The organism is Frisingicoccus sp. (genome assembly GCF_048388605.1).
Taxonomy (GTDB): Bacteria; Bacillota; Clostridia; order Lachnospirales; family Lachnospiraceae; genus Frisingicoccus.
In genome coordinates, this window is record NZ_DBGCTU010000019.1 from 25,634 (window position 1) to 47,710 (window position 22,077).

The 22,077-nt window shown below is 44.4% G+C and carries 24 protein-coding genes; 7 read left to right on the plus strand and 17 right to left on the minus strand.

The annotated features are described in order from the left end of the window. Positions 1-12 precede the first annotated feature (12 nt). The 7 genes from ACMN7X_RS03660 to rho all read right to left on the minus strand — a co-directional run bounded on the left by ACMN7X_RS03660 (position 13) and on the right by rho (position 7,178). A complete protein-coding gene (locus ACMN7X_RS03660) occupies positions 13-1,218 on the minus strand; it encodes a pyridoxal phosphate-dependent aminotransferase (protein WP_418746145.1) in 1,206 nt (401 codons plus the stop codon). Between the two features lie 5 nt (positions 1,219-1,223). Continuing rightward, positions 1,224-2,300: a peptide chain release factor 1 gene (gene prfA, locus ACMN7X_RS03665; protein ID WP_178042324.1), complete on the minus strand. Its 1,077-nt coding sequence runs from the start codon at positions 2,298-2,300 to the stop codon at positions 1,224-1,226. 37 nt (positions 2,301-2,337) lie between these two features. Beyond that, a complete protein-coding gene (prmC, locus tag ACMN7X_RS03670) occupies positions 2,338-3,201 on the minus strand; it encodes a peptide chain release factor N(5)-glutamine methyltransferase (RefSeq protein WP_418746146.1) in 864 nt (287 codons plus the stop codon). Then, complete coding sequence (locus tag ACMN7X_RS03675) at positions 3,198-4,154, minus strand: DUF1385 domain-containing protein (RefSeq protein WP_418746147.1); 957 nt, start codon at positions 4,152-4,154, stop codon at positions 3,198-3,200. Before ACMN7X_RS03675 ends, prmC begins: the two co-directional genes overlap by 4 nt. A gap of 72 nt (positions 4,155-4,226) precedes the next feature. Continuing rightward, positions 4,227-4,433 (minus strand): 50S ribosomal protein L31, encoded by a 207-nt coding sequence (rpmE, locus tag ACMN7X_RS03680; RefSeq protein ID WP_132092916.1) that lies wholly within the window; start codon positions 4,431-4,433, stop codon positions 4,227-4,229. A 143-nt stretch (positions 4,434-4,576) separates the two neighbouring features. After that, the gene (locus ACMN7X_RS03685; RefSeq protein ID WP_418746148.1) at positions 4,577-5,656 is read right to left on the minus strand and encodes a DUF2804 domain-containing protein; all 1,080 of its coding nucleotides are present in this window, start codon (positions 5,654-5,656) and stop codon (positions 4,577-4,579) included. 16 nt (positions 5,657-5,672) lie between these two features. Continuing rightward, complete coding sequence (gene rho, locus ACMN7X_RS03690; RefSeq protein WP_418746149.1) at positions 5,673-7,178, minus strand: transcription termination factor Rho; 1,506 nt, start codon at positions 7,176-7,178, stop codon at positions 5,673-5,675. Between the two features lie 283 nt (positions 7,179-7,461). Between rho and gdhA the strand changes: the two genes are divergently transcribed. Then, complete coding sequence (gene gdhA / locus ACMN7X_RS03695) at positions 7,462-8,793, plus strand: NADP-specific glutamate dehydrogenase (protein WP_418746150.1); 1,332 nt, start codon at positions 7,462-7,464, stop codon at positions 8,791-8,793. A gap of 81 nt (positions 8,794-8,874) precedes the next feature. On the opposite strand, the gene ACMN7X_RS03700 is transcribed toward gdhA, so the two are convergent. From ACMN7X_RS03700 to ACMN7X_RS03710, 3 genes are all read right to left on the minus strand, one after another. Continuing rightward, positions 8,875-9,219, minus strand: coding sequence for a type II toxin-antitoxin system HicB family antitoxin (locus ACMN7X_RS03700; RefSeq protein WP_418746151.1), 345 nt, complete (start codon positions 9,217-9,219; stop codon positions 8,875-8,877). 40 nt (positions 9,220-9,259) lie between these two features. Then, complete coding sequence (locus ACMN7X_RS03705) at positions 9,260-9,487, minus strand: type II toxin-antitoxin system HicA family toxin (protein WP_418746152.1); 228 nt, start codon at positions 9,485-9,487, stop codon at positions 9,260-9,262. A gap of 233 nt (positions 9,488-9,720) precedes the next feature. Continuing rightward, entirely contained in the window at positions 9,721-10,236 is a 516-nt protein-coding gene (locus ACMN7X_RS03710) for a DJ-1/PfpI family protein (RefSeq protein ID WP_418746153.1), read from the minus strand. A gap of 189 nt (positions 10,237-10,425) precedes the next feature. Between ACMN7X_RS03710 and ACMN7X_RS03715 the strand changes: the two genes are divergently transcribed. After that, positions 10,426-11,268: an aldo/keto reductase gene (locus ACMN7X_RS03715; protein ID WP_418746154.1), complete on the plus strand. Its 843-nt coding sequence runs from the start codon at positions 10,426-10,428 to the stop codon at positions 11,266-11,268. 147 nt (positions 11,269-11,415) lie between these two features. Here ACMN7X_RS03715 and ACMN7X_RS03720 read toward each other — a convergent pair whose 3' ends face one another. Continuing rightward, positions 11,416-12,270, minus strand: a complete 855-nt coding sequence (locus tag ACMN7X_RS03720) for an Rpn family recombination-promoting nuclease/putative transposase (protein ID WP_418746155.1) — start codon at positions 12,268-12,270, stop codon at positions 11,416-11,418. A 166-nt stretch (positions 12,271-12,436) separates the two neighbouring features. On the opposite strand from ACMN7X_RS03720, the gene ACMN7X_RS03725 reads away from it, so the two are divergent. Further along, a complete protein-coding gene (locus ACMN7X_RS03725) occupies positions 12,437-13,318 on the plus strand; it encodes a helix-turn-helix domain-containing protein (protein WP_418746156.1) in 882 nt (293 codons plus the stop codon). A 295-nt stretch (positions 13,319-13,613) separates the two neighbouring features. Further along, the gene (locus ACMN7X_RS03730; RefSeq protein WP_418746157.1) at positions 13,614-13,811 is read left to right on the plus strand and encodes a hypothetical protein; all 198 of its coding nucleotides are present in this window, start codon (positions 13,614-13,616) and stop codon (positions 13,809-13,811) included. A gap of 98 nt (positions 13,812-13,909) precedes the next feature. Here ACMN7X_RS03730 and ACMN7X_RS03735 read toward each other — a convergent pair whose 3' ends face one another. From ACMN7X_RS03735 to ACMN7X_RS03745, 3 genes are read right to left on the minus strand one after another with little or no spacing between them, the layout of a single operon-like run. After that, entirely contained in the window at positions 13,910-14,308 is a 399-nt protein-coding gene (locus ACMN7X_RS03735) for a thioesterase family protein (RefSeq protein ID WP_418746158.1), read from the minus strand. A 43-nt stretch (positions 14,309-14,351) separates the two neighbouring features. Further along, on the minus strand, positions 14,352-14,579 hold the full coding sequence (locus ACMN7X_RS03740) for an HPr family phosphocarrier protein (protein WP_418746159.1): 228 nt from the start codon (positions 14,577-14,579) through the stop codon (positions 14,352-14,354). Between the two features lie 16 nt (positions 14,580-14,595). Beyond that, a complete protein-coding gene (locus tag ACMN7X_RS03745) occupies positions 14,596-15,702 on the minus strand; it encodes a DUF362 domain-containing protein (protein WP_418746160.1) in 1,107 nt (368 codons plus the stop codon). Between the two features lie 145 nt (positions 15,703-15,847). Between ACMN7X_RS03745 and ACMN7X_RS03750 the strand changes: the two genes are divergently transcribed. The 3 genes from ACMN7X_RS03750 to ACMN7X_RS03760 are packed head-to-tail and all read left to right on the plus strand — an operon-like array spanning position 15,848 to position 18,551. Next, entirely contained in the window at positions 15,848-17,002 is a 1,155-nt protein-coding gene (locus ACMN7X_RS03750) for an NAD(P)-dependent malic enzyme (RefSeq protein ID WP_418746161.1), read from the plus strand. Between the two features lies 1 nt (position 17,003). Then, positions 17,004-17,990: a TIGR01212 family radical SAM protein gene (locus ACMN7X_RS03755; RefSeq protein ID WP_418746162.1), complete on the plus strand. Its 987-nt coding sequence runs from the start codon at positions 17,004-17,006 to the stop codon at positions 17,988-17,990. A 30-nt stretch (positions 17,991-18,020) separates the two neighbouring features. Continuing rightward, a complete protein-coding gene (locus ACMN7X_RS03760; RefSeq protein WP_418746163.1) occupies positions 18,021-18,551 on the plus strand; it encodes a DUF4364 family protein in 531 nt (176 codons plus the stop codon). Between the two features lie 74 nt (positions 18,552-18,625). Here ACMN7X_RS03760 and ACMN7X_RS03765 read toward each other — a convergent pair whose 3' ends face one another. The 3 genes from ACMN7X_RS03765 to yihA form a co-directional block, all read right to left on the minus strand. After that, positions 18,626-19,783, minus strand: a complete 1,158-nt coding sequence (locus tag ACMN7X_RS03765) for an MFS transporter (protein ID WP_418746164.1) — start codon at positions 19,781-19,783, stop codon at positions 18,626-18,628. 18 nt (positions 19,784-19,801) lie between these two features. Next, a complete protein-coding gene (locus ACMN7X_RS03770; RefSeq protein WP_418746165.1) occupies positions 19,802-21,403 on the minus strand; it encodes an MBL fold metallo-hydrolase RNA specificity domain-containing protein in 1,602 nt (533 codons plus the stop codon). A 66-nt stretch (positions 21,404-21,469) separates the two neighbouring features. Continuing rightward, positions 21,470-22,069 (minus strand): ribosome biogenesis GTP-binding protein YihA/YsxC, encoded by a 600-nt coding sequence (gene yihA, locus ACMN7X_RS03775; protein WP_418746166.1) that lies wholly within the window; start codon positions 22,067-22,069, stop codon positions 21,470-21,472. Between the last annotated feature and the right edge of the window lie 8 nt (positions 22,070-22,077).

Consider the following 22,077-nt stretch of genomic DNA (forward strand, 5'->3'; position numbering starts at 1 on the left):
ATCACAACCTCTCTATTTCAAGTCATTTTTTCCGTCAAAATAGGTCTCCGCCAACGCCCTGAAGGCCGGCAGGGAACGCTCAATCATCTCATAGGACACACAATAGGCAATGCGCACATAGCCCGGACATCCAAAGCTGGAGGCCGGAACAAGCAGTAAATGATGTTTCTTTGCCTCTGCAACAAATTCTTTTTCATCCGCCGCCGGAGATTTTACAAACAGATAAAAAGCACCTTCCGGCTTCACACAGTCAAAGCCCAACTCCTTCAAAGATTTATATAAAAACTTCCGGTTTCTGTCATAGGCTTCCACATCGGTCCGCTCATTTAAACATTCTTTTATCATCAACTGCTGCAATGACGGGGCGTTGACAAAACCGAGAACCCGGTTGGCGATCGCCAGCCCTTCAACCAGCCCCTGATAGTCATCCACTTCCTTAGGCACGGCCAGATATCCGATCCGCTCTCCCGGCAGGGACAGAGATTTGCTGAAGGAATAGCCAATGATACAATTCCGGATATGTTTCGTCATAAAAGGCACTTTCACACCGTCATAAACCAGTTCACGATAAGGTTCATCGGAAATCACATAAATGGAATGGCCGATGCGCTTCTCTGCCTCCTCCAAGATAGCCTGCAGTCTGTCCAGTGTTTCTTCCGAGTAGACAACCCCTGTCGGATTGTTCGGATTATTGAGGATCAGCGCTTTTGTCTTTTGCGTGATCTTCTCCGCCAGCATTTCCACATTCGGCTGGAATGTCGGCGGATTTGGCGGAATGACAACCAGATTCCCCTGATAATTATGAACATAATTTGTATATTCACCAAAGAATGGGGCAAAACAGACAACTTCATCTCCCGGATCAACGATTGTCCTCAAAACCACATTTAAACCGCCGGCAGCACCCACTGTCATAAGAATTCCTGTCTGATCAAAGCCAGTCCCGAACCGTTCATTTAAAGAAGCCGCCACAGCCTCCCGAACCTCCTCATAACCCGCATTACTCATATAGCCGTGAACATACAGTGAATTTCCGTTATCCAGAATCCGTTTCATCGATGTACGCACTGCCTCCGGCGCCGGAACACTCGGGTTCCCCAAGCTGAAATCATACACATTTTCCGCGCCGACTTCTCTGGCCATCTCCCTGCCCTCTTCAAATAAAGCACGAATGACCGAATTTCCCTGAACCAACTGTGTCATGCTCTTAGATATCATCTGATTTAACCTTCTTCCTCCATGTTGCTCAACTTGGCAGCCTGATCTGCTGCAGTCAGGCTGTCAATGATCTCATCCAGATCACCATTTAAAACATCGTCCAGCCGATGTAATGTCAATTTAATGCGATGATCCGTACACCGTCCCTGCGGGAAATTGTACGTACGGATTTTTTCTGAGCGGTCGCCCGTTCCAACCTGATTTTTACGGTTGGCCGCCTCTTCCTTTTTCTTTTTCTCCAATTCCAGATCATAAAGTCTGGAGCGCAGAACCTTCAAACCTTTATCCTTATTCTTTAACTGAGATTTTTCATCCTGACAGGAAATAACGATTCCCGTTGGAATGTGGGTAATACGAACCGCTGAATCCGTTGTATTAACGCACTGTCCGCCGTTTCCGGAGGCGCGGAACACATCGATACGCACATCATTCATATCCAGCTGGACATCCACCTCTTCGGCCTCCGGCATAATTGCCACAGTAACCGTTGACGTATGAATACGGCCGCCCGACTCGGTCTCCGGCACACGCTGTACGCGATGGACACCGCTCTCAAATTTCAACCGGGAATAAACGCCGTTGCCGCTGATCATAAACACAACCTCTTTGAAACCGCCGATACCACTCTCATTAACACTCATCATATCGATTTTCCAGCGCTGTTTTTCCGCATATTTAGAATACATGCGAAACAATTCCGCCGCAAATAAAGCCGCCTCATCCCCGCCGGCTCCGGCACGGATCTCAACGATAACGTTCTTCTCATCCATCGGGTCCTTAGGAATAAGAAGAATTTTTAATTCCTGCTCGATCTCCCCAATCCGTTTTTTGGATTCAGCCATCTCTTCCTTGGCAAGCTCCCGCATTTCCTCATCGCTTTCCATCTCCAGAAGCTCCAGACTGTCCTCCACATTCTGTTTTTCCTGCTTATATTCCGTATATTTTTCTACGATTGGAGCCAGGTCATTCTGTTCTTTCATCAGCTTACGAAACCGCGGCTGGTCATTCACCACCTCCGGGTCGTTCAACTCCTCCATTACCTGCTGATAACGGATTAAAATATCATCTAATCTGTCAAACATAATTTTTCCTCCAATTGATCTCTATCTTCTTTGATTTCTATCTTTTTCCGTAGACCACCCGGTCAAGCCCGGCCAGGTCCCTGACCGTATGTATATCCCGGAAGCCATTTTCCATCAAAATTTTTGAAACCGCTTCTGCCTGTTCACAACCGATTTCAAAGAACAGCCAGCCTTCCGATTTTAAGTATTCTTCCGCCGCTCCGGCAATCTTTTTATAAAATTCCAGGCCCTCATCGGCGCCCTCCAGGGCCATCCGGGGTTCATACACCCGCACTTCCGGCATCAATGTCTCAATGACCGCCGCCGGAATATAAGGCGGGTTCGACACGATGACATCAAACCGTCCGCTTACTTTTTCAAATAAATTGCTCTGCAGCCATAAAATATCGTTGGTGCCCCGGCCATTCTTTTCCCAGCTCTGCCGGTTAAATATGCCGTTCATCCGCGCCACCCTCAGCGCATCCTCTGAGATATCGGCGCCGACGCCCCGGCCATAGCTTCCCAGAGCCATCAGGCTGATGAGGATACAGCCCGAACCGGTACACATGTCAAGAATCTTTCCGCCCGGAATATTCGCCTTTTCAAGCACAGTTTCCACAAGCACTTCCGTATCCTGCCGCGGAATAAGTACAGACTCATTGACCATAAAATCCAACCCCATAAATCCGGCCGTCCCCAAAATATACTGCAGCGGATAATGACCGCAGCGGCGTTCCACCGCTTCCCGATACCGCCTTTCTTCCTGAGGATCCGCCTCCGTATCTGCCTGCAGCAAATACTGGGCCCAATTCAGATCGCAAATATATTCCAGCAGATACCTTGCCTCCATGGCACTGTTTTCAATCTGATTTTCCGCAAGACGCTGTTCGCCTTCTTTCAATAATTGCCTTAACGTTTTCACTTTGCCAATTCCTTTTGAAACTCACGCCAGTCATAAATAGCCTCGATCGATGCGATAGCCACCTCGAGCATTTCCATATCCGGCTCCTTTGTTGTAAATTTCTGCATCCAGAACCCCGGCTTGCTCACCAGGCATACCAGCCCGGAATCATGGCGTCCTGCCCATTGAATGATCTCATAAGACACTCCGGCAATCAGCGGAACCATCAAAATCCGGCAAATAACCTTCAAAGCCATATTCTCCATCGGGAATATCTGAAAGAAAAGCAGAAAAAACACAATGCTCACAAACATAACGATAAACAGAAAACTTGTGCCGCACCGTTTATGGAACCGTGAATATTTTGCCGCATTTTCAGGCGTCAGCTCCTCGCCATGCTCTATACAGTTGATCGTCTTATGCTCCGCGCCATGATACATGAACAATCTCTGGATATCTTTCATCCTTGAAATCAACACGATATAGGCAATGAAGATCATCAGCCGGACAAGCCCCTCGATAATGCCGAGAATCAATCCGGAGTCCGTTGCCCGCCGGAATATATTTGAAATAAAAAAGGGCAAAACCATAAACAATCCGATGGATAAGGCCAGAGAAAGTATCACTGTCAAAATCATAAATCCTTTATCGGAATCTTCTTCCTTCTTTTTGTCAGAAACTTCCGTCGCTTCTTCTTTCTTTCGGCCGGAAGTATCTGCCGGTTCTTCCTCTTCAAAAAAGGAGGCCGACCAAGTCAGCGTCTGCATGCCGAGAACAAGGGAATCGACAAAAGCAAAGGCCCCCCGGACAATCGGGATCCCGGAAACATGAAACCGTTTTCCATAACCGATATGGGTGTCCGACTTCACTTCGATTTCATGATTTTCCTTGCGCACAGCTACCGCATACCGGTCCTTATGACGCATCATAACTCCCTCCATGACCGCCTGACCGCCAATATTTGCATACTTCATAATATCATACCTCTATAGAAAAATAGGTTGAGATTTTTAGAAAAAACCTCAACCTTACCTGTAACATTCCTCTTATTCCTGAGTAATACCATACTTACGATTGAATTTATCAATACGGCCACGAGCTGCAACAGCTTTCTGCTGACCTGTATAGAAAGAATGGCATTTAGAACAAATTTCTACGTGAATCTCCGGTTTCGTTGAACCCGTTACAAATTCATTACCGCAGTTGCAAGTTACTTTTGCCTGATAATATTTTGGATGAATTCCTTCTCTCATGTTTTTCACCTCGCTCAAACTTTCTCATTATAAATTATAAAACTGACGAATCAATTTTGTTCATTATAAAAACAGCTTTTTCATTATAGCATGGTTGCTCCCTGCTTTCAAGCTTTTTTTCAAAATTCTTTCGCCAAAAACAGCTAAAACAAAAGTGTTTTATCCTCTCCCATTCCCATCATACCATCAAGAATATATTTATTGCCATCCTCATCTCTGACATAGCCTTCCAGCTCGCCAAAAGCGACATAATAATCAATATTGACCACGACAGCATGGACGATCATCGGACTGATGCCGTATACTTTAAATTTAATATTGACCATATCATGTTCATCCCTGATCAGCCATTCTGCATAACCGTCAAAATTCTTTGTTTCCGGTGTCCGTGTAAAGGTCACCGGCGGCAAAAGGCTTGTCTCCTTTTCAAACCAAATCAGATTTTCATTATACCTGTCCTGATTCAAGGATTGATTTCTTGTCAGATTGAAAGCAAAAAACTTCTTTTCGCCGCTGATCTCCTGCCGTCCCATCGTTGTCACCCAATCATAGTGAGATTTTCTCGGATAATAACCCCTGTGATCGTCAACAATCGCAACACTGTCTCCATCCGTGCACATCTTCTCACCATTGATAGTCAGGCTGCCTTCCGCTTTGAAAAAGTCTTTCTGACTGTACAGCGGGCGGTTTTTTCCAAACGGAATGCTGACAACGCTTGGTTTGCTCAGACGCTTCAGCTTAAAATCATATTCAATGCTGTCCGTATCATTTTTGTGTCTTCCTCGGAGATGACACATACCCTTTTCAAAATGATTTACATATTTCACATGGCTCAACGGCGTCTTCCCATCGGCAACACTGCCTCGCAGCAGGTTTGGGGCAATAATGGTATCTTTGCTTCTCAGATTCGTGTCCCATGTATACACCTTTTTAGTCCGCTTATCATAAAAGATATTCAGCGTCTTTCCAAAAAGACCCATATCACAGACAACAGCCAGAAGTACGCCGTTTTTCAGGTGAACTTCCGTGGCCTCCCACAAGGTCAGCTTAAGCCGGTTCAGGCACTGGGGTGCATGGGTCGGCTTCTTCAGACGAAGCAAATCCATTTCCTCAAACTCTTTATCAAATGTACCGAAAATGGATTGACCATCCTCTGTTGTCATCGACTTTGGCACAGGCACACTGCGGCGCTTTTGACTGATAAACTTACTGTATTCACCCATAAACATACCTCCTTTACTAGAATATCTTTGTCCGCTTCATCATGGAAACAAAGGCTTTATTATCTTCTGTGTGCATGAACATATCCAGAATTCTCTCTAAGGCCTCATCGGATTTCATACCGTTCAGCGCTTTGCGCATCGCATAAGACGCGTCTAATTCCTCCCGGGAAAGGAGCAATTCTTCCCGCCGTGTCCCTGAGCGGGCAATATCCACCGCCGGGAAAATTCGTTTCTCCGAAAGCTTTCTGTCAAGCACCAGTTCCATATTACCTGTTCCCTTAAATTCTTCAAAAACAACGTCATCCATCTTACTTCCGGTTTCCACCAGCGCTGTCGCAAGCACTGTCAGGCTTCCGCCTTCCCGCATATTCCGGGCTGCGCCAAAGAATTTCTTCGGCATATAAAGGGCCGCCGGGTCAAGACCGCCGGACAAAGTACGTCCGCTTGGCGGCACTGTCAGATTATAAGCCCGGGCGAGACGCGTAATGCTGTCCAGAAGAATAACTACATCTTTTTTATGCTCTACAAGCCGTTTTGCCCGCTCAAGCACCATCTCGGATACCCGCTTGTGATGCTCCGGCAATTCATCAAATGTCGAATAGATAACTTCAACATTTTTACCGACAATAGACTCCCGGATATCTGTCACTTCCTCCGGTCGTTCATCAATGAGCAGAATGATCAGATTCATATCCGGGTGATTTGTCGTCACCGCCTTGGCTATCTGCTTCAACAGGGTCGTCTTTCCCGTTTTCGGCGGAGCCACGATCATACCGCGCTGTCCCTTGCCGATCGGCGATACCAAATCCATAATCCGCATCGGAACGCTGGAGCGGACCGTCTCAAGCCGAATCCTGTCATCCGGGAAAATCGGCGTCATATCCTCAAAATTCATGCGCCGGGTCGCCTCTCCCGGATGGAAACCATTGACCGATTTCACATAAAGCAATGCGCTGAACTTCTCATTCTGAGTTTTCACCCGGATATTTCCTGCGATAATATCCCCGGTCTTCATATTAAAGCGCCGGATCTGGGCCGGCGAAACATAAACGTCATTCGGCCCCGGCAGATAATTTTCACACCGGATAAAACCATAACCGTCCGCTAAAACCTCCAGTATGCCATGAGCCATCTGGCCGCTGTCCAACGCCTCCAGAGAACTGTCCATCCGCATCTCACCATCTTCGGTGCCCTGCTCTTCCGCTTTATCGCCGCGCTTTTCTTCCACCTTATCATTACGTTTTTCTTCCCGCGCATCATTTTTCTCACGACGGCTCTTTTCTTCCCGAACTTCACTTCTGTTATGACGTTCTTTTGTTTCCCGGGCCGCACGGTTTACATTCTTTTCCCGTTCTTCCTGTTCCCCGCGAGCCTCATTTTTTTCTTTATTATATTTTTCTTCCAGTTCACCCATCAATTGAACCAGTTGTGCTTTCCTCATTGTGGATACATTTTTTACACCCTGTGATTTTGCCAGTTCCTTCAATTGAACTAACGACAAAGTTGCGTACTTCTCGTTCATAAGTATCCTCCTTAAATTTATGTACATATTTTTTCTATTCTCTGGGAAAAAATAACATTAGAAGCGCCCGTAGATACCTTCATTATACACTAAAATATCAATAAATAAAGAAAAATTTTTCGCAATTTTCGACTTTTCAATACGAATCGATACACGATGTATTATTTAATACTTTATTTTACATTTTTTTCAATTTTATTCCAGTAAAGTATTGAATTTCCAAAAAATCTATACTATAATTGCACTAAAATTTAACATAAACTATTCAAGGAGGAAGAATCTTATGTCTTATACTGACAGCATCATTGAAAGCGTCATCAAAAAAAATCCAAATGAACCGGAATTTATCCAGGCTGTTACAGAAGTTATGAACTCTCTGAAACTTGTGGTAGATAATGAACCAAAGTATCAGGATGCATCTCTTCTGGAGCGCATCGTAGAGCCAGAGCGTGTGATCATGTTCCGTGTCCCATGGGTAGATGATAATGGCAAAGTTCAGGTAAACCGCGGCTATCGTGTACAGTTTAACAGTGCTATCGGACCATACAAGGGCGGACTTCGTTTTCATCCGTCTGTAAACCTGAGTATTATCAAATTCCTTGGTTTTGAACAGATTTTCAAAAACTCTCTGACAGGTCTTCCGATCGGCGGCGGCAAAGGCGGTTCTGATTTTGACCCGAAGGGTAAATCCGACCGCGAAGTTATGGCTTTCTGCCAGAGTTTTATGACAGAGTTGTGCCGTCATATCGGTGCTGATACAGATGTTCCAGCCGGTGATATCGGTGTCGGCGGACGTGAGATTGGCTTCCTTTATGGACAATACAAACGCATCCGCAACCTCTCTGAAGGTGTTCTCACAGGTAAAGGACTTACCTACGGCGGTTCCCTGGCCCGTACAGAAGCTACTGGTTACGGTCTCGTTTACCTTGTAGATGAATTATTAAAATGCAAGGGCGATACGTTAGAAGGCAAAACCGTTGCTGTATCCGGCGCCGGCAATGTAGCTATTTACGCTACTGAAAAGGCAACTCAGCTTGGCGCTAAAGTTGTTACTCTCAGCGATTCCAACGGATGGATCTATGATGAAAACGGTATCGATCTTGCTCTTGTTAAAGATATCAAAGAAGTACGTCGCGGACGTATTAAAGAGTATGTTGAAAAACATCCGGAAGCTGTTTACCATGAAGGTACAGGCGTATGGACGATTCCTTGCGATGTGGCTCTTCCATGTGCAACCCAGAATGAACTGCATCTGGATGACGCCAAAGCCCTTGTTGCCAACGGCTGCAAAGTTGTCGCTGAGGGCGCTAACATGCCTACAACACTTGAAGCTACCGAATACCTGCAGACAAACAAAGTTTACTTTGTTCCGGGCAAAGCTTCCAACGCCGGCGGTGTTGCTACCTCCGCACTGGAGATGTCCCAGAACAGCATGCGTTTGAGCTGGAGCTTCGAAGAAGTTGATGAAAAACTTCGCGGCATTATGGTAAATATCTTCCATAATATTGATGACGCAGCAAAAGCTTATGGCGTAGAAGACGACTTCGTTGCCGGCGCTAACATCGCCGGATTCAAGAAAGTTGCCGACGCTATGCTCGCACAGGGTGTTTGCTAATTCATTACCCCTTATATAATAAGAGCCATGATACGGATAAATCAGGGGCTTTCCTGAAGCTGTATCATGGCTTTTTTATTTTTAAAGAGTCAATTTATATAATGCTAATTGATTAAGACTTACTCCTTCTCTATCTGCCTCAATGACTAATCTCTGATGCAGAGATTTTGGAAGTCTTACGACAAACTTTCCACTATAATTACCTACCGATTCCGGAGCGGGTACAGGCAATCCATTTCCCAGCTTAGCTTCTATATAACCTTCCATAGCTTCATTGAGATTCGAATAAAGTTCATCCAAAGAATCTCCCGTACTCTGACAGCCATCCAATTCCAGAACCCTGCCATAAAAATAATGCCCGCTTTCATCATCCATCTCCTGCACCAGTCTCGTATAGGGCAGCTTCATATAGTCTTTTGCTTCCATTATATCAACTCCTATCCTCTATTATGTATATAGTAGAATCTCACTTCCCTATTCTATTTAAAATACTCACTACATAAGCCTTTTTTAAAGGATTTTCCTGTTTAATGGTTATAAGTTCTCCTGTTTCACTGTTTAGATAATGTTTATGACTCCCTTTTTGCCTTACCAACTCATATCCATACGCTTTTAATACTTTATCGGCTTCTTCCTGGCGTATGCCATTTGGCTGCCTTTTCATCTTATTTATTATTTTCTCTATGCCGGGCAACTTCCTTCGTCCCTCCTTTTGAATAGTACTATATTCAGTATTAAATGTCAAATTCTTTTTTGTACAAAATAGTGGATTTTAGCTCCTGACCAGGATTTAGAAATTTCTATACGAGCTTCTGAAATAAACTCCCCGATAATCTTATTTTATAACAAAGCCCGATGAAATATCAATAACAATCCATCGGGCTTTTTCGACTAAAAATAACATTCATATTTTGATGATTGGAAAAGTCATTCCATTCTTTGATGATTTCTCCAAAATTCAATTGTTTCCTGCAGATCGGCTTCATCCTCAAACAAGTCCATCTTTTTGGCAACTTCAATTGCAAAATCAACATATCCATTTGCTCTGGCGGTTATCACTCTGCCGTCAGCGACAACATCCAAATCATTGGAATACGTCGAATTAATCTTCTCAAGAATTCCAGCATGTTCTAAGACATCAACACCTGCGCATATTCCTGCAATTAACCCCTGATTTGCCTGAACTTTGGTAAGATAATCCCATACCTTTCTGTTATCTATTTCAGTAATATCTCCGCCTGGAATAATCATAAGTTCCACATCCTCAGGGTTAATATCCCATAATTGACCGGATACATTTATTGAATACCCTTCCGTGGCAATAATGGAATTTCCGTCACATGATACAAACACAACCTCCTTGCCTGTATACTTAAGAAAATAGTTCAATATCACAATCTCGTAAATACAACTTGTATTATATAAAAGCACTGCTGTTTTCATCTTTTCCTCCATAGATATCAATTATGAAATGGTCTTTTTCACATTTTATCATACCATATTGCTTATCACAATCTAAAAAGGAACACCTTTTATGAAAATGACTTCATCAATTCTTGCTTTATGCTTTTGTTTCAAGTATGATAATAATGAGGGTTAATAATCAAAATTACTAATTGGAGGTATATGTACATGGAGGTTAAAAAGATTTACACTTTAAACAATGGTGTTGAAATCCCGGGTATTGGCTTTGGAACATGGCAGGCAAAGGACGATGCCGCTGTCAATAGCGTAAAAGCAGCGCTTGAGGCCGGATATCGCCATATCGACACCGCAGCCTTATATAAAAATGAAGGCAGCGTCGGACAGGCCATCGCCGAATGTGGGCTAAAACGTGAAAATGTATTTATTACAAGCAAATTATGGAACTCCAAACGGGGCTATGATAAAACAATGGCAGCTTTCGAGACAACTTTGAAAACCATGAGGCTGGATTACCTGGATTTATACCTGATTCATTGGCCGGCCACGGCCCACCGCTTTGATAACTGGAAAGAAATCAATCTGGATACATGGAAAGCGATCACGGAACTTTATAAGGCCGGACGCATCCGCGCAATCGGTGTATCCAACTTTCTGCCCCATCATCTGGAACCGTTGATGCAGACAGAAGTTCCGCCGATGATTGATCAGATTGAATATCATCCGGGATATCTTCAGCAGGAAACGGTAGACTACTGTCAGGCCAACGGTATTGTTGTCGAAGCCTGGAGCCCGCTTGGTAACGGGCAGGTTCTTGGCAATGAATTTCTTGCGGCAATTGCCAAAAAATATGGTAAGAGCGTTGCTCAGATTTGTATTCGTTTTGCTGCTCAGAACGGTATCATTCCACTTCCAAAATCTGTAACGCCATCCCGTATCGCATCCAATCTTGATGTCTATAACTTTGAGATTTCCGATGAGGATATGAAAGCCATCGCCGCCATGGAACAGACCGGATTCTCCGGATGGAACCCGGATGAAGTGGATTTCTAAAGCAAGTAAATTTCTAAAATAATACAATAAAAGCCATGACTCCGATAAATCAGCTATTCTTCCTGAACCGGTATCATGGCTTTTTTATCTTTCGTATATTCATTTTTCCCTTTCCGACATCGTCCTAAACGTATGCCTTCCAATCTCCTACATTTTCTCCATAAAATCCTCAACAGATTCTGCTCTTGCAGCCAGCAGCAGCCATTTTTTCAGGATTTCTTCATCCTCCTGCTCCAGAATCTGTTTCCTTAAGTCTTCTGATAACTCACCAAAATTTGACAACAATTCCAAGACGTCATCTCGGTGCCCCTCTGCCCTTCCTTCTGCTCTGGCTGTATTTCGCTCTTCCAGTTCCCGCAAAAATCTCATTCCTATCGCCTCACCCTTCTTCGCCTTACACACCCGTTTATGAATCCGCCAAATACGGTCACTGCCAGCCTGGGCAGCCGCCTTATCCGTTGTATTTTCCATATAATGCAGAAACTCTACCAATTCCGGAGAAACTTCATCTTCATTTTTCCCACGGGTATTTAAAAATATCCGTATGGCGCCGTCCTCAAGGGATAGTTGCGGAGCTTCATGGCATATCGGGCTGAAAGTATAACAGTACTTTCCAAGACCGAAAATATCATAATCGGTAATAACAATAATATAGGAATCCTTCAACATATTGTAATCATCCGTTCCCGGCTCCAATAAGGAACTGTCCATCAATGACTGATAATACCGACTCCGTTTTCTCAAATCTCCCTTATATGTATTCTGAGCTTCTATATCATAGACAATACCCTCCTCGGACATGGAAAAAACATCCATACGTATGGATTTTGACAAAGGCGACACCCGATGTTCTTTTTCCGTCTGGGACGGTGGAATAAGCCGAATATCCTGCCCCAGAATAATACTGAGTGCATCCTGAACAGCCTCCGGGGCGTCCATAACCTCGGCAAATAAAAAACGGTCTATAAGGTTTAAATCTTTCAATGCTTTCTTTTCTTCCATGCACATTGCTCCTTTATTTTATCATATTTTTTTCCGTTTAAACAGAACATCAATAACAATCCATCGGGCTTTTTCGCGCAAAAATGACCATGTTAATTTCTGTTGCTTGTTTTTATGGCACAAATACAGCTATAATAACAAGAAAAGCAAAAGGATGAGACAAAATATGATCAATGAAAATATTCGAAATGCCAGAAAGAAAAAAGGCATCAGCCAGGAGGAATTGGCCATAGAATTAAATGTAGTCAGACAGACTGTTTCAAAATGGGAAAAAGGCTTATCTGTTCCCGATGCAGATATCCTGATTCAAATAGCCGACTTATTGGAAGTATCTGTGAATGACCTGCTGGATATCAAACCGCAAAATGATGATGTTGAAAATATTGCTGCCGAACTTGCTCATCTGAATGAACAACTGGCCCATAAAAATCGAGAAAAAGCCTTATATCTGCAGGCTGAAAAAAAGAGGGGACTCATTTTACTTTTATCTTTTATGGCGATGCTTATTACAATAAATATAAAAAATGAGATTCTATCTATTGCATTGACCGGCGGGTGCATGTTAGCCGCCTTAATTATTTTATATAGAAATCTCTCATTGCTCACGAAAATAACTACTGAAAATATGAAAATCGGCACATTAAAAGTTACAACACTTTTTAATATGGCCGTTTTAATATTTGCCGTGATGATTGCCATATTCAATGAAGCCTCATTCATCAGACTCTCCGAGTCCGGCGAACAAGGGCTTGCCTTAGCAGTCACCTGCATTATTATGCTGTTTGGCGGTTACATTTCTCCAAAGCTTCCATTCACCCGGCATACCGGATTAAGGCTTCCCTGGACCGTGCAGGATGAAGAAACATGGAATATTGCCCACAAAGTCATTGGCTTTATTTCACTGCCATTGGTATTGCTTTACTTAGCCGCATCTTGTACGATCAACAATTTTGAAGCAATTACCCTTGCTGTAATATTCCTTTGGATTGGTATTCCTGGACTGATTTCTTTTGTTTTCTGGTGGAAAAAACTTTATGGCAAACATTAAATGTACCTCATCGTATGTAACTTGACGGGCATACCCATGCGAAGCATCTGCAATATTAAAAGCAGACACCGGCATCGAAATAGATATGCCTCAAAAATTTGTCTACATAACCCTTGACATCTTCCGTGAAAAACAGCAAAATGAAGGTGACAGTATACATAATAAACTTGAGGCATGGCTTACATTTTTCTGCAGAGATGAACCGGAAATGATTCTAAAGCTTATCCGGAAATATCCGGAATTTAAACCATTATATGCAGATATATATGAATTATGCCGGAATATGGAGGAAATTATGCAGATATTTTCAAAAGAACTTCTGGAAATGGATCGTAATACAGTGAAACTGATGATTGATGAAATGCAGGAAGAAATAAAAAATAAAGAGAAAACCATCTTAGCTCAGGCCCGGATTATCGAATCACAAAACAATAACGTTGAAAGTCTTATGAATCGTATTGCTGAACTTGAAAGAGAATTATCTCAAAAATAAAAGATTAATATAGAAGGCTGCTCAATGAATCTACAAAGCAAAACCCGATGGAATATCAATAACAATCCATCGGGCTTTTTCGATAAAAAATATTCTTTTTATTTCTTCAATTTTGCTGCTGCCTTCGCTTCAATCTTATCTTTCTGAACATAAGCCCTGACATGAGTACCCGTGCCGATCACACCGGCCTCGTCCACAGCTTCATAAGAAAATGTGACCATCTTCTTATCGACCTTTTCAACCTTGGCTGTACATGATACTTTCATGCCCACAGGTGTCGGTGAAGAATGGGTGATATCCAGTGTAACCCCAACGCTGGCTTCTCCTTCTCCACTGGCCTGGGCCATACACATAAAGCATGTTTTCTCAACTAAGGCAACCAGAATCGGTGTGCCGAAAACATCCGGCGTCCCCGGAACAGCACTGGCTGCTGTCATATCCGGTGTCACCACCTGTTCGCATGTAAATGTTGTTCCTAATAACTGTTCTTTTTCCATAATTTCTCCTTTTCTGCCGCACCCCTGAAATAATTATATTGCCTTACTGAACAAATGCTTTTAAAGAATCAATCAACGCATCCGGGTTATCGCCATGAACCTGGATATTGATTGGTTTGCTTAAATCAAGGCTGAAAATACCCATGATTGATTTTGCATCGATGACATAGCGTCCTGATACCAAATCCACATCACCGTCATATACCGCCACAATACGGTTAAACTCTTTAACATCTTCAATACTCTGTAATAAAATTGTTGCTTCTTTCATTTCTTATTCCTCCTGATCAAATCTGAATCAACTCATAGTCATCTGTTCCAATTCCCAGCTTCTTGGCATGTTCAAGACAGCTGGACCAGTTTGTGTCCGGGAATATATCGGTAAAATGATCATGATGAACATGCTCCACCTCATCCAGAACACTACCCCTGCATATCGGCTGTCTGTTGACAGCATCCGCACAGGCCTTATCCAAAGCCACCGGGTCGAAGGAAGCGAACATTCCCACATCCGGAACGATTGGTGCATCATTCTCTCCATGGCAGTCGCAATACGGCGACACATCCATAACAAGGCTAATATGGAAGTTCGGACGTCCTTCAATAACTGCCTTTGTATATTCTGCCATCTTGCAATTCAAAATATCGTTGGACTCATCCTCCGCTGCTTTCACCGCATCCATCGGACAGACTCCGATACAGCGCCCGCAGCCGACACATTTATTATGGTCAATGGACGCCTTCTTATCCGTAATTGTAATCGCATCATGGGCGCAAACCTTTGTACACTGTCCGCAGCCGATACATTTCCGCAAAGATACCCGCGGTTTTCCCGCGCTGTGCATCTCCATCTTGCCGGCCCTGGAGCCGCAGCCCATACCGATATTCTTAATGGCGCCGCCAAAGCCGGCCGCTTCATGGCCTTTAAAATGATTCAGCGAGATCACCACATCCGCATCCATCACGGCCCGGCCAATTTTTGCTTCCTTCACATAGGTGCCGCCTTCCACCGGCACAAGCACTTCATCCGTTCCCTTCAAACCGTCTGCAATAATCACATGACATCCGGTTGAAAATGGCGAAAAACCATTCACATAGGCACTGTCCAAATGATCGAGGGCGTTTTTCCTTCCGCCGACATAAAGTGTATTACAATCCGTCAAAAATGGCTTTCCGCCCAGACTCTTCACAAAGTCAACAACGGTCTTTGCATAGTTCGGCCGAAGATACGCCAGATTTCCCGGTTCTCCAAAATGAATCTTAATCGCTACATACTTCTTATCAAAATCAATCGTATCCATTCCCGCCGTCTTCATCAGACGCACCAGCTTCTGCTGTATATTTTCCTGCACGGTTGCGCGGAAATTTGCAAAATAAACTTTTGACTTTTCCATGATCTTTCTCCTTTTGTTATCCTGCTCCTTCAATTCTAATACGCCGGGAAAAGGCTGTCAATCCATTTCTTCTTGATTTCACCCATGGTAAATGCTATTATTATTCATGTATGTAACGAAACTTATGATGAAAGGAACATAGAAAATGGCAGATAATGAGAAAGCATTAAAGCTTCATGAAGAATGGCAGGGTAAAATTGAAACCGTTTCCAAATGCCCTATTAAAACCCGGGAAGACCTGGCTCTCGCCTATACTCCGGGCGTTGCTGAACCCTGTAAAGTGATTGCAGAAAATAAAGATGCCGTATACACCTACACAAGCAAAGCGAATACGGTGGCTGTTGTATCCGATGGTTCTGCTGTCCTCGGACTCGGAAATATCGGCGCTTACGCGGCAATACCGGTGATGGAAGGGAAAGCTGCCCTGTTCAAAGAATTTGGAAATGTCAACGCGGTTCCAATCTGTCTGGATACCCAGGACACTGAAGAAATTATTGAGACAGTCATCCGCATTGCCCCGGCCTTCGGCGGCATCAATCTGGAAGATATCTCCGCACCTCGTTGTTTTGAGATTGAAACTCGTTTAAAAGAGATACTGGACATCCCAGTCTTCCATGATGACCAGCACGGTACAGCCATCGTCGTTTTAGCCGGTATTATGAACGGACTTCGTCTGACAGGAAAGAAAAAAGAGGACTGCCGGGTAGTCGTTAACGGCGCCGGTTCCGCCGGTATTGCCATCACCCGTCTTCTCCTCACCTATGGGTTTAAACATGTGACCATGTGTGACCGTTTTGGCATCATTTCCAAAAACTATCCGAATCTGAACTGGATGCAGGAAAAAATGACAAAATATACAAACCTTGAAAACAAAGAAGGAACTCTGGCAGATGCCTTAAAGGGAGCCGATGTCTTTGTCGGCGTTTCCGCACCTGGCATCGTTACCGCGGAAATGGTTGCTTCTATGAATAAGGATGCGATCATGTTCGCTATGGCGAATCCGGTGCCTGAAATCATGCCGGATATCGCAAGAGCTGCCGGAGCACGAGTTGTCGGCACAGGCCGTTCGGATTTTCCAAATCAGATCAACAATGTCACTGCTTTCCCGGGTATCTTCAAAGGTGCGCTGGAAGGCCGTGCGCGCCAGATTACGGAAGAAATGAAACTGGCTGCTGCCGCGGCCCTGGCCGGACTTGTTTCCGATGAAGAATTATCCGAAGACTTTATTATGCCGGACCCGTTTGACCCTCGAATCGTGGACGTCGTTTCCAAAGCGGTTAAAGACCACATTACAGCATAAAATGATTTCAAGTTACTCAGAAGCTTTGCAGCGCTGGAATGGAAAGCCTTATTATTCTTTAAATCAGTATTTGCAGGAACATTTTGGTGAAAAAATATATAAAATTGCCCTGGACGGCGGGTTTACCTGTCCAAACAGGGATGGCACTCTCGGAAACCGGGGCTGTATCTTTTGCAGCTCCGGAGGCTCCGGAGAATTTTCCGGGGCCAGACTTTCCAATGATGTTTCCCTGTCTCCGGATATTTCGGCGAATATCCGTTCCCAACTGGAAGCCGGAAAACAGCTCATATCCAAAAAGTATACCGGGCATCGTTTTATTGCCTATTTCCAGGCATTTACAAACACTTATGCGTCGGCGGACTATCTGGAAAAACTGTATATGCCGGTCATTGCCCATCCGGAAACAGCGGTTCTCTCCATTGCCACCCGTCCCGACTGCCTTTCAACGGAGATCATCGACCTTTTAAAACGTTTAAATCAGATAAAACCTGTCTGGATTGAACTCGGGCTGCAAACAATTCATGAAGATACGTCCCGCTTTATCCGCCGCGGTTATACGCTGGAGGTTTTCATCGATGCACTTCATCGTCTTCAGGAAGCCGGCATTGAAACAATTGTTCACACTATTCTCGGACTTCCGGGAGAATCGAAGGATGATATTTTAGAAACGCATCGTTTTCTTGCGCAGCAGCCGATTCAGGGAATCAAGCTGCAATTACTTCATGTTCTGCGAGGAACTGATTTAGATACTCTTTACCGCGTTCGTCCTTTTCACATACTGACTTTAGAAGAATATTCGGATTTAATTATCCGCTGCATTGAAGTACTTCCGCCGGAAATGGTCATTCACCGTATCACCGGCGACGGTCCGAAACAGCTCCTGACAGCTCCGCTGTGGAGCGGCCATAAAAAACAGGTTCTCAACACCATCCATCACTCTTTTAAAACCTGCGGCACCTGGCAGGGACGAATGTATACGCCTCTTTAACCCAGGCAGACAGGTAGGAAAGGAATATTTATGATTGCCGAACCAGCCACTTTGTATAAATTAATGATTCTATATATATTAAACGCCTCGGAATTCCCTCTGACAAATTCTCAGGTATGCGAATTCCTTTTGGACAAAGGATATACCACCTACTTTACAACTCAGGCGGCGATATCCGATTTGATCGAAGCCCAGTTTATTTCTGTGGAGCAGAAAAACAACAGTTCTTATTATCAGTTGACAGCCTCCGGCAAAGAAACTCTGGATGCCTTTTCCTCATCTATTTCCGACGGCATAAAAAAGGATATCTGTGCCTATCTGGAAGATAAGCGCTACGCTCTACGCCGGACAAATGAAGTGACCGCCGGCTATCTTCCGAAAAAAAATCAGGAATTCGAAGTAGAACTTTTGCTCAGGGACGGAAAGGAATCACTGCTCAGACTGGAGCTTACCGTGCCGACGGAGCTTCAGGCCGAACTTATCTGCGATCACTGGCATAAACAGAGCAGTGAAATCTATGATTATCTTATGACAACATTACTGGCAAAAAAAGATAGGTAGAATATCAAGGAATTATCGGATATAAGAATAACCGTTTTCCTTAAATTCTACCTATGGCTGTCCGATGCCGGGATTTATGATATTTTCTTTTTGGCTGCTGTATAGCAGAATAATCCCAGTGCCGCAATACAAAATACCGCTGCAATAATAAATGCCAGAGAAAGACTTTTATCTGCCGATCTCCCGAAAACCAGATTTGTCCCGATCGCAACCCCATCCATGAGTACCGCATTGATACTCAATGCGGTGGCCCGGTTCGAATAGGTTATAAACTGATTCTCCATCACCTTACTCAACGGCATAAACAAACTGCAGGAAATACGCAGAGACACTATTGCCAATACGGAAAAAAATGGATTTTCTGTAACCGCAAGTATCAAACATGAAGCTATGCCTGACATAAGCAGGATCACCCCGCTTTTTCTTCTGCCATATCTGCTGCAGAAGGAGGCCGACCTGCTGCCGAGCAATCCTGCTCCGGTCATGAGGATATATACCCAGCCGATACTGCTGTCTGTCATCCCACACTTTACATATTGAAGCTGGCTTAAAAACACTGTAATCGTCTGATGGCACTCACTAAACAGAGCAATTCCCACAACAAAAAGGAGCAGCTCCTTTCTATGCATCATATCCTTCACTATCGCCCCAAATTCCTGCACCGGCGAATCTCGCTGTGACGGCATTTCTTCTTTGACTTCCTTCAGAAAAAGAGAAATTCCCGCGGCAAAAGCATAAGTTACTAGCGTAAAAAACGCAGCCTTTCTATAATTGCCGTACAGAAATAAACTGTAAATTCCCGCGGCGCTCATCAACCCAGCCGTTCCCAGACTGTCATAGATTCCAAATACCTTTTGTGCATCCGCCTTCCCGGCGGAAAGATACAAAATGCTCGAATCAACGCCGGAAAGCCCCGCAATGGTGATTCCAAGAAGTATCCGCTCGATCAAAAACATGTCAAAGCCATCCGCCCGCCAAAAAACAATTTTCGAAAACAGATACAGGATATTACAGACAATCATTGTATTCCGATAGCCGATTTTGTCCGCCAGAATCCCCCACGGAAGTTCCATCGCGACAGAAATTGCAAGGGAAATGCTTTCAATCAGGGTAATCTGAAACATATTCAGTCCCGCCGCCTGACGGTACAATGTCGCCACAGCGCCGTAAAACACCATTCCCTGTAAAAAGGCAATGATATACATAAGCACAATATTCTTTTTTATTTTCATCACGTTTCATTTACTATATTATCTGTCCCATTTATCACAGAGAGTATTAATCTGATCCGCAAATTTAGCCAGATCCTTATTGGCACCGCCTTCATTATGCTGAATAACGATAAGCAGTCGTCTTCCGGCGGCAACAAGCCGTTCAAATACGGAGCTGGCCTTTCTCGCCGCTGCTTTCTTCGACTTGCGAACCGGTACAGCCTCAACCACACAACTGTTATCTGCCAGATCATAACTTGTTCCGCTGTACGGCGCCACTGCATCATAGCCATATTCATTTTTGAGACACTCGGTGAAGGCGTCACATACTGAATCTTCGCCATGAACAACAAATACCCGCTCCGGCTTCTGCTTAAAGCCCTGCAGCCATTGAATCAGGCCCTGCTTATCCGCATGTCCGCTGATTCCGGCCAGCTGCTCAATGTGCGCACAGACTTCTATCGTCTCTCCAAAGAGCTTCACTTCCTGGGTTCCTTCCACCAGCGCCCGGCCCAGAGTACCGTTGGCCTGATAGCCGACAAATAATATGGTACATTCCGGCCGCCACAGATTATGTTTTAAATGATGGCGGATCCGGCCGGCTTCGCACATGCCGGAAGCCGAAAGAATAACCTTTGGACGATCATCAAAATTAATCGCCTTAGATTCTTCGCTGGAAACAGAAGTTTTCAGGCCGGGGAAAGTAATCGGATTAATCCCCTGTTTTACCAACTCCATTGCTTCCTCATCAAAACATTCATAGATATTCTGATTAAATATTGTCGTGGCCTCGATCGCCAGCGGACTGTCCACATAAACCTCGAAATTATCATGCCCTTTAATCCGATTTTCAGCCTTGATCTGACGGATAAAGTAAAGCATCTCCTGGGTACGCCCTACCGCAAAGGACGGAATGACCACGTTGCCGCCCCGATCGAAGGTCGACTGAATGATCCGGCTCAATTCCTCCACATAGTCCGGACGTGTCTGCCCATGAGAGCGATCCCCATAGGTCGACTCAATGACCACATAATCCGCCTCATCCACCGTCGACGGATCTTTGATCAACGGCTGATTTGTATTTCCCACATCGCCGGAAAAGACGATCTTCTTCTGCAGGCCGTTTTCGCTGATCCATATTTCTATACAGGAAGAGCCGAGCAAATGACCCACATCCGTAAAGCGGATGCGTATCCCCGGACATATATCAATCATTTTATTATAATCACAGCCGGCGAAATGCTCCAGCACGCCTTCCGCATCCTCCATGGTGTAAGTCGGCACAACCTCCGCTCTTCCGGCACGGCGCCCTTTACGGTTTTTCCATTCTGCTTCGAACTCCTGAATATGAGCACTGTCACGAAGCATAATTCCGCAAAGCTGCTTTGTCGCATTGGTTGCAAAAACCGTTCCCCGGAATCCCTCGGCATATAACAGAGGCAGTAAACCCGAATGGTCAATATGGGCATGGGTGAGAAATACATAGTCTATTTCCGCCGCAGCGGCAGCCACCGGCTGGTTTTCAAAAAAATCTTCCCCCTGTTCCATCCCATAATCAATAAATATTTTGTGTCCGCATGCTTCCAGATAATGACAGCTTCCTGTCACCTCATGGGCGGCTCCAGAAAATGTTAAACGCATAAAAATCCCTCATTTCATATATTATTATCATATACGAAATGAGGGATAATTACTATAAATTTTTTATTAAATTTCAAAATTTAGTGCATATTGTTCAATCAAATCCCAGATTTCATCCCGTCCCTGCTTGCTCACGGCCGAAAATGGAACGATCGGTGTTCCCTCCGTCACATCAAGTCCCTCACGGATCTGTTTTATATGCTTTGGAACCTGGCTGCGCTTCAGCTTATCCAGCTTTGTCGCAATGATGACCGGATTAAACCCCTGGCTGACGATCCAATGATACATATGTTTATCATTGGCCGACGGCTCATGGCGAATATCAATCAGCAAAAACACCAGCCGAAGCTGCTTCGAAGTGTGAAGGTAACGCTCAATCATCGTTCCCCATTTTGCCTTGACCGCTTCAGAAACTTTGGCATAACCGTAGCCCGGCAGATCGACAAAATAAATCTCCTCATTGATATTATAGAAATTAATTGTCTGCGTTTTTCCGGGCTGCTGCGATGTCCGGGCATAGGACTTCCGATTCATCAGACCGTTAATCAAAGAGGATTTCCCCACATTGGATTTGCCCGCAAAGGCCACCTCCGGCAATGTATTTTCCGGCAGTTTACTCGTAATGCCGCAAACCGTCTCCAAATTGACATTTTTAATTACGTGCATAAAATCTC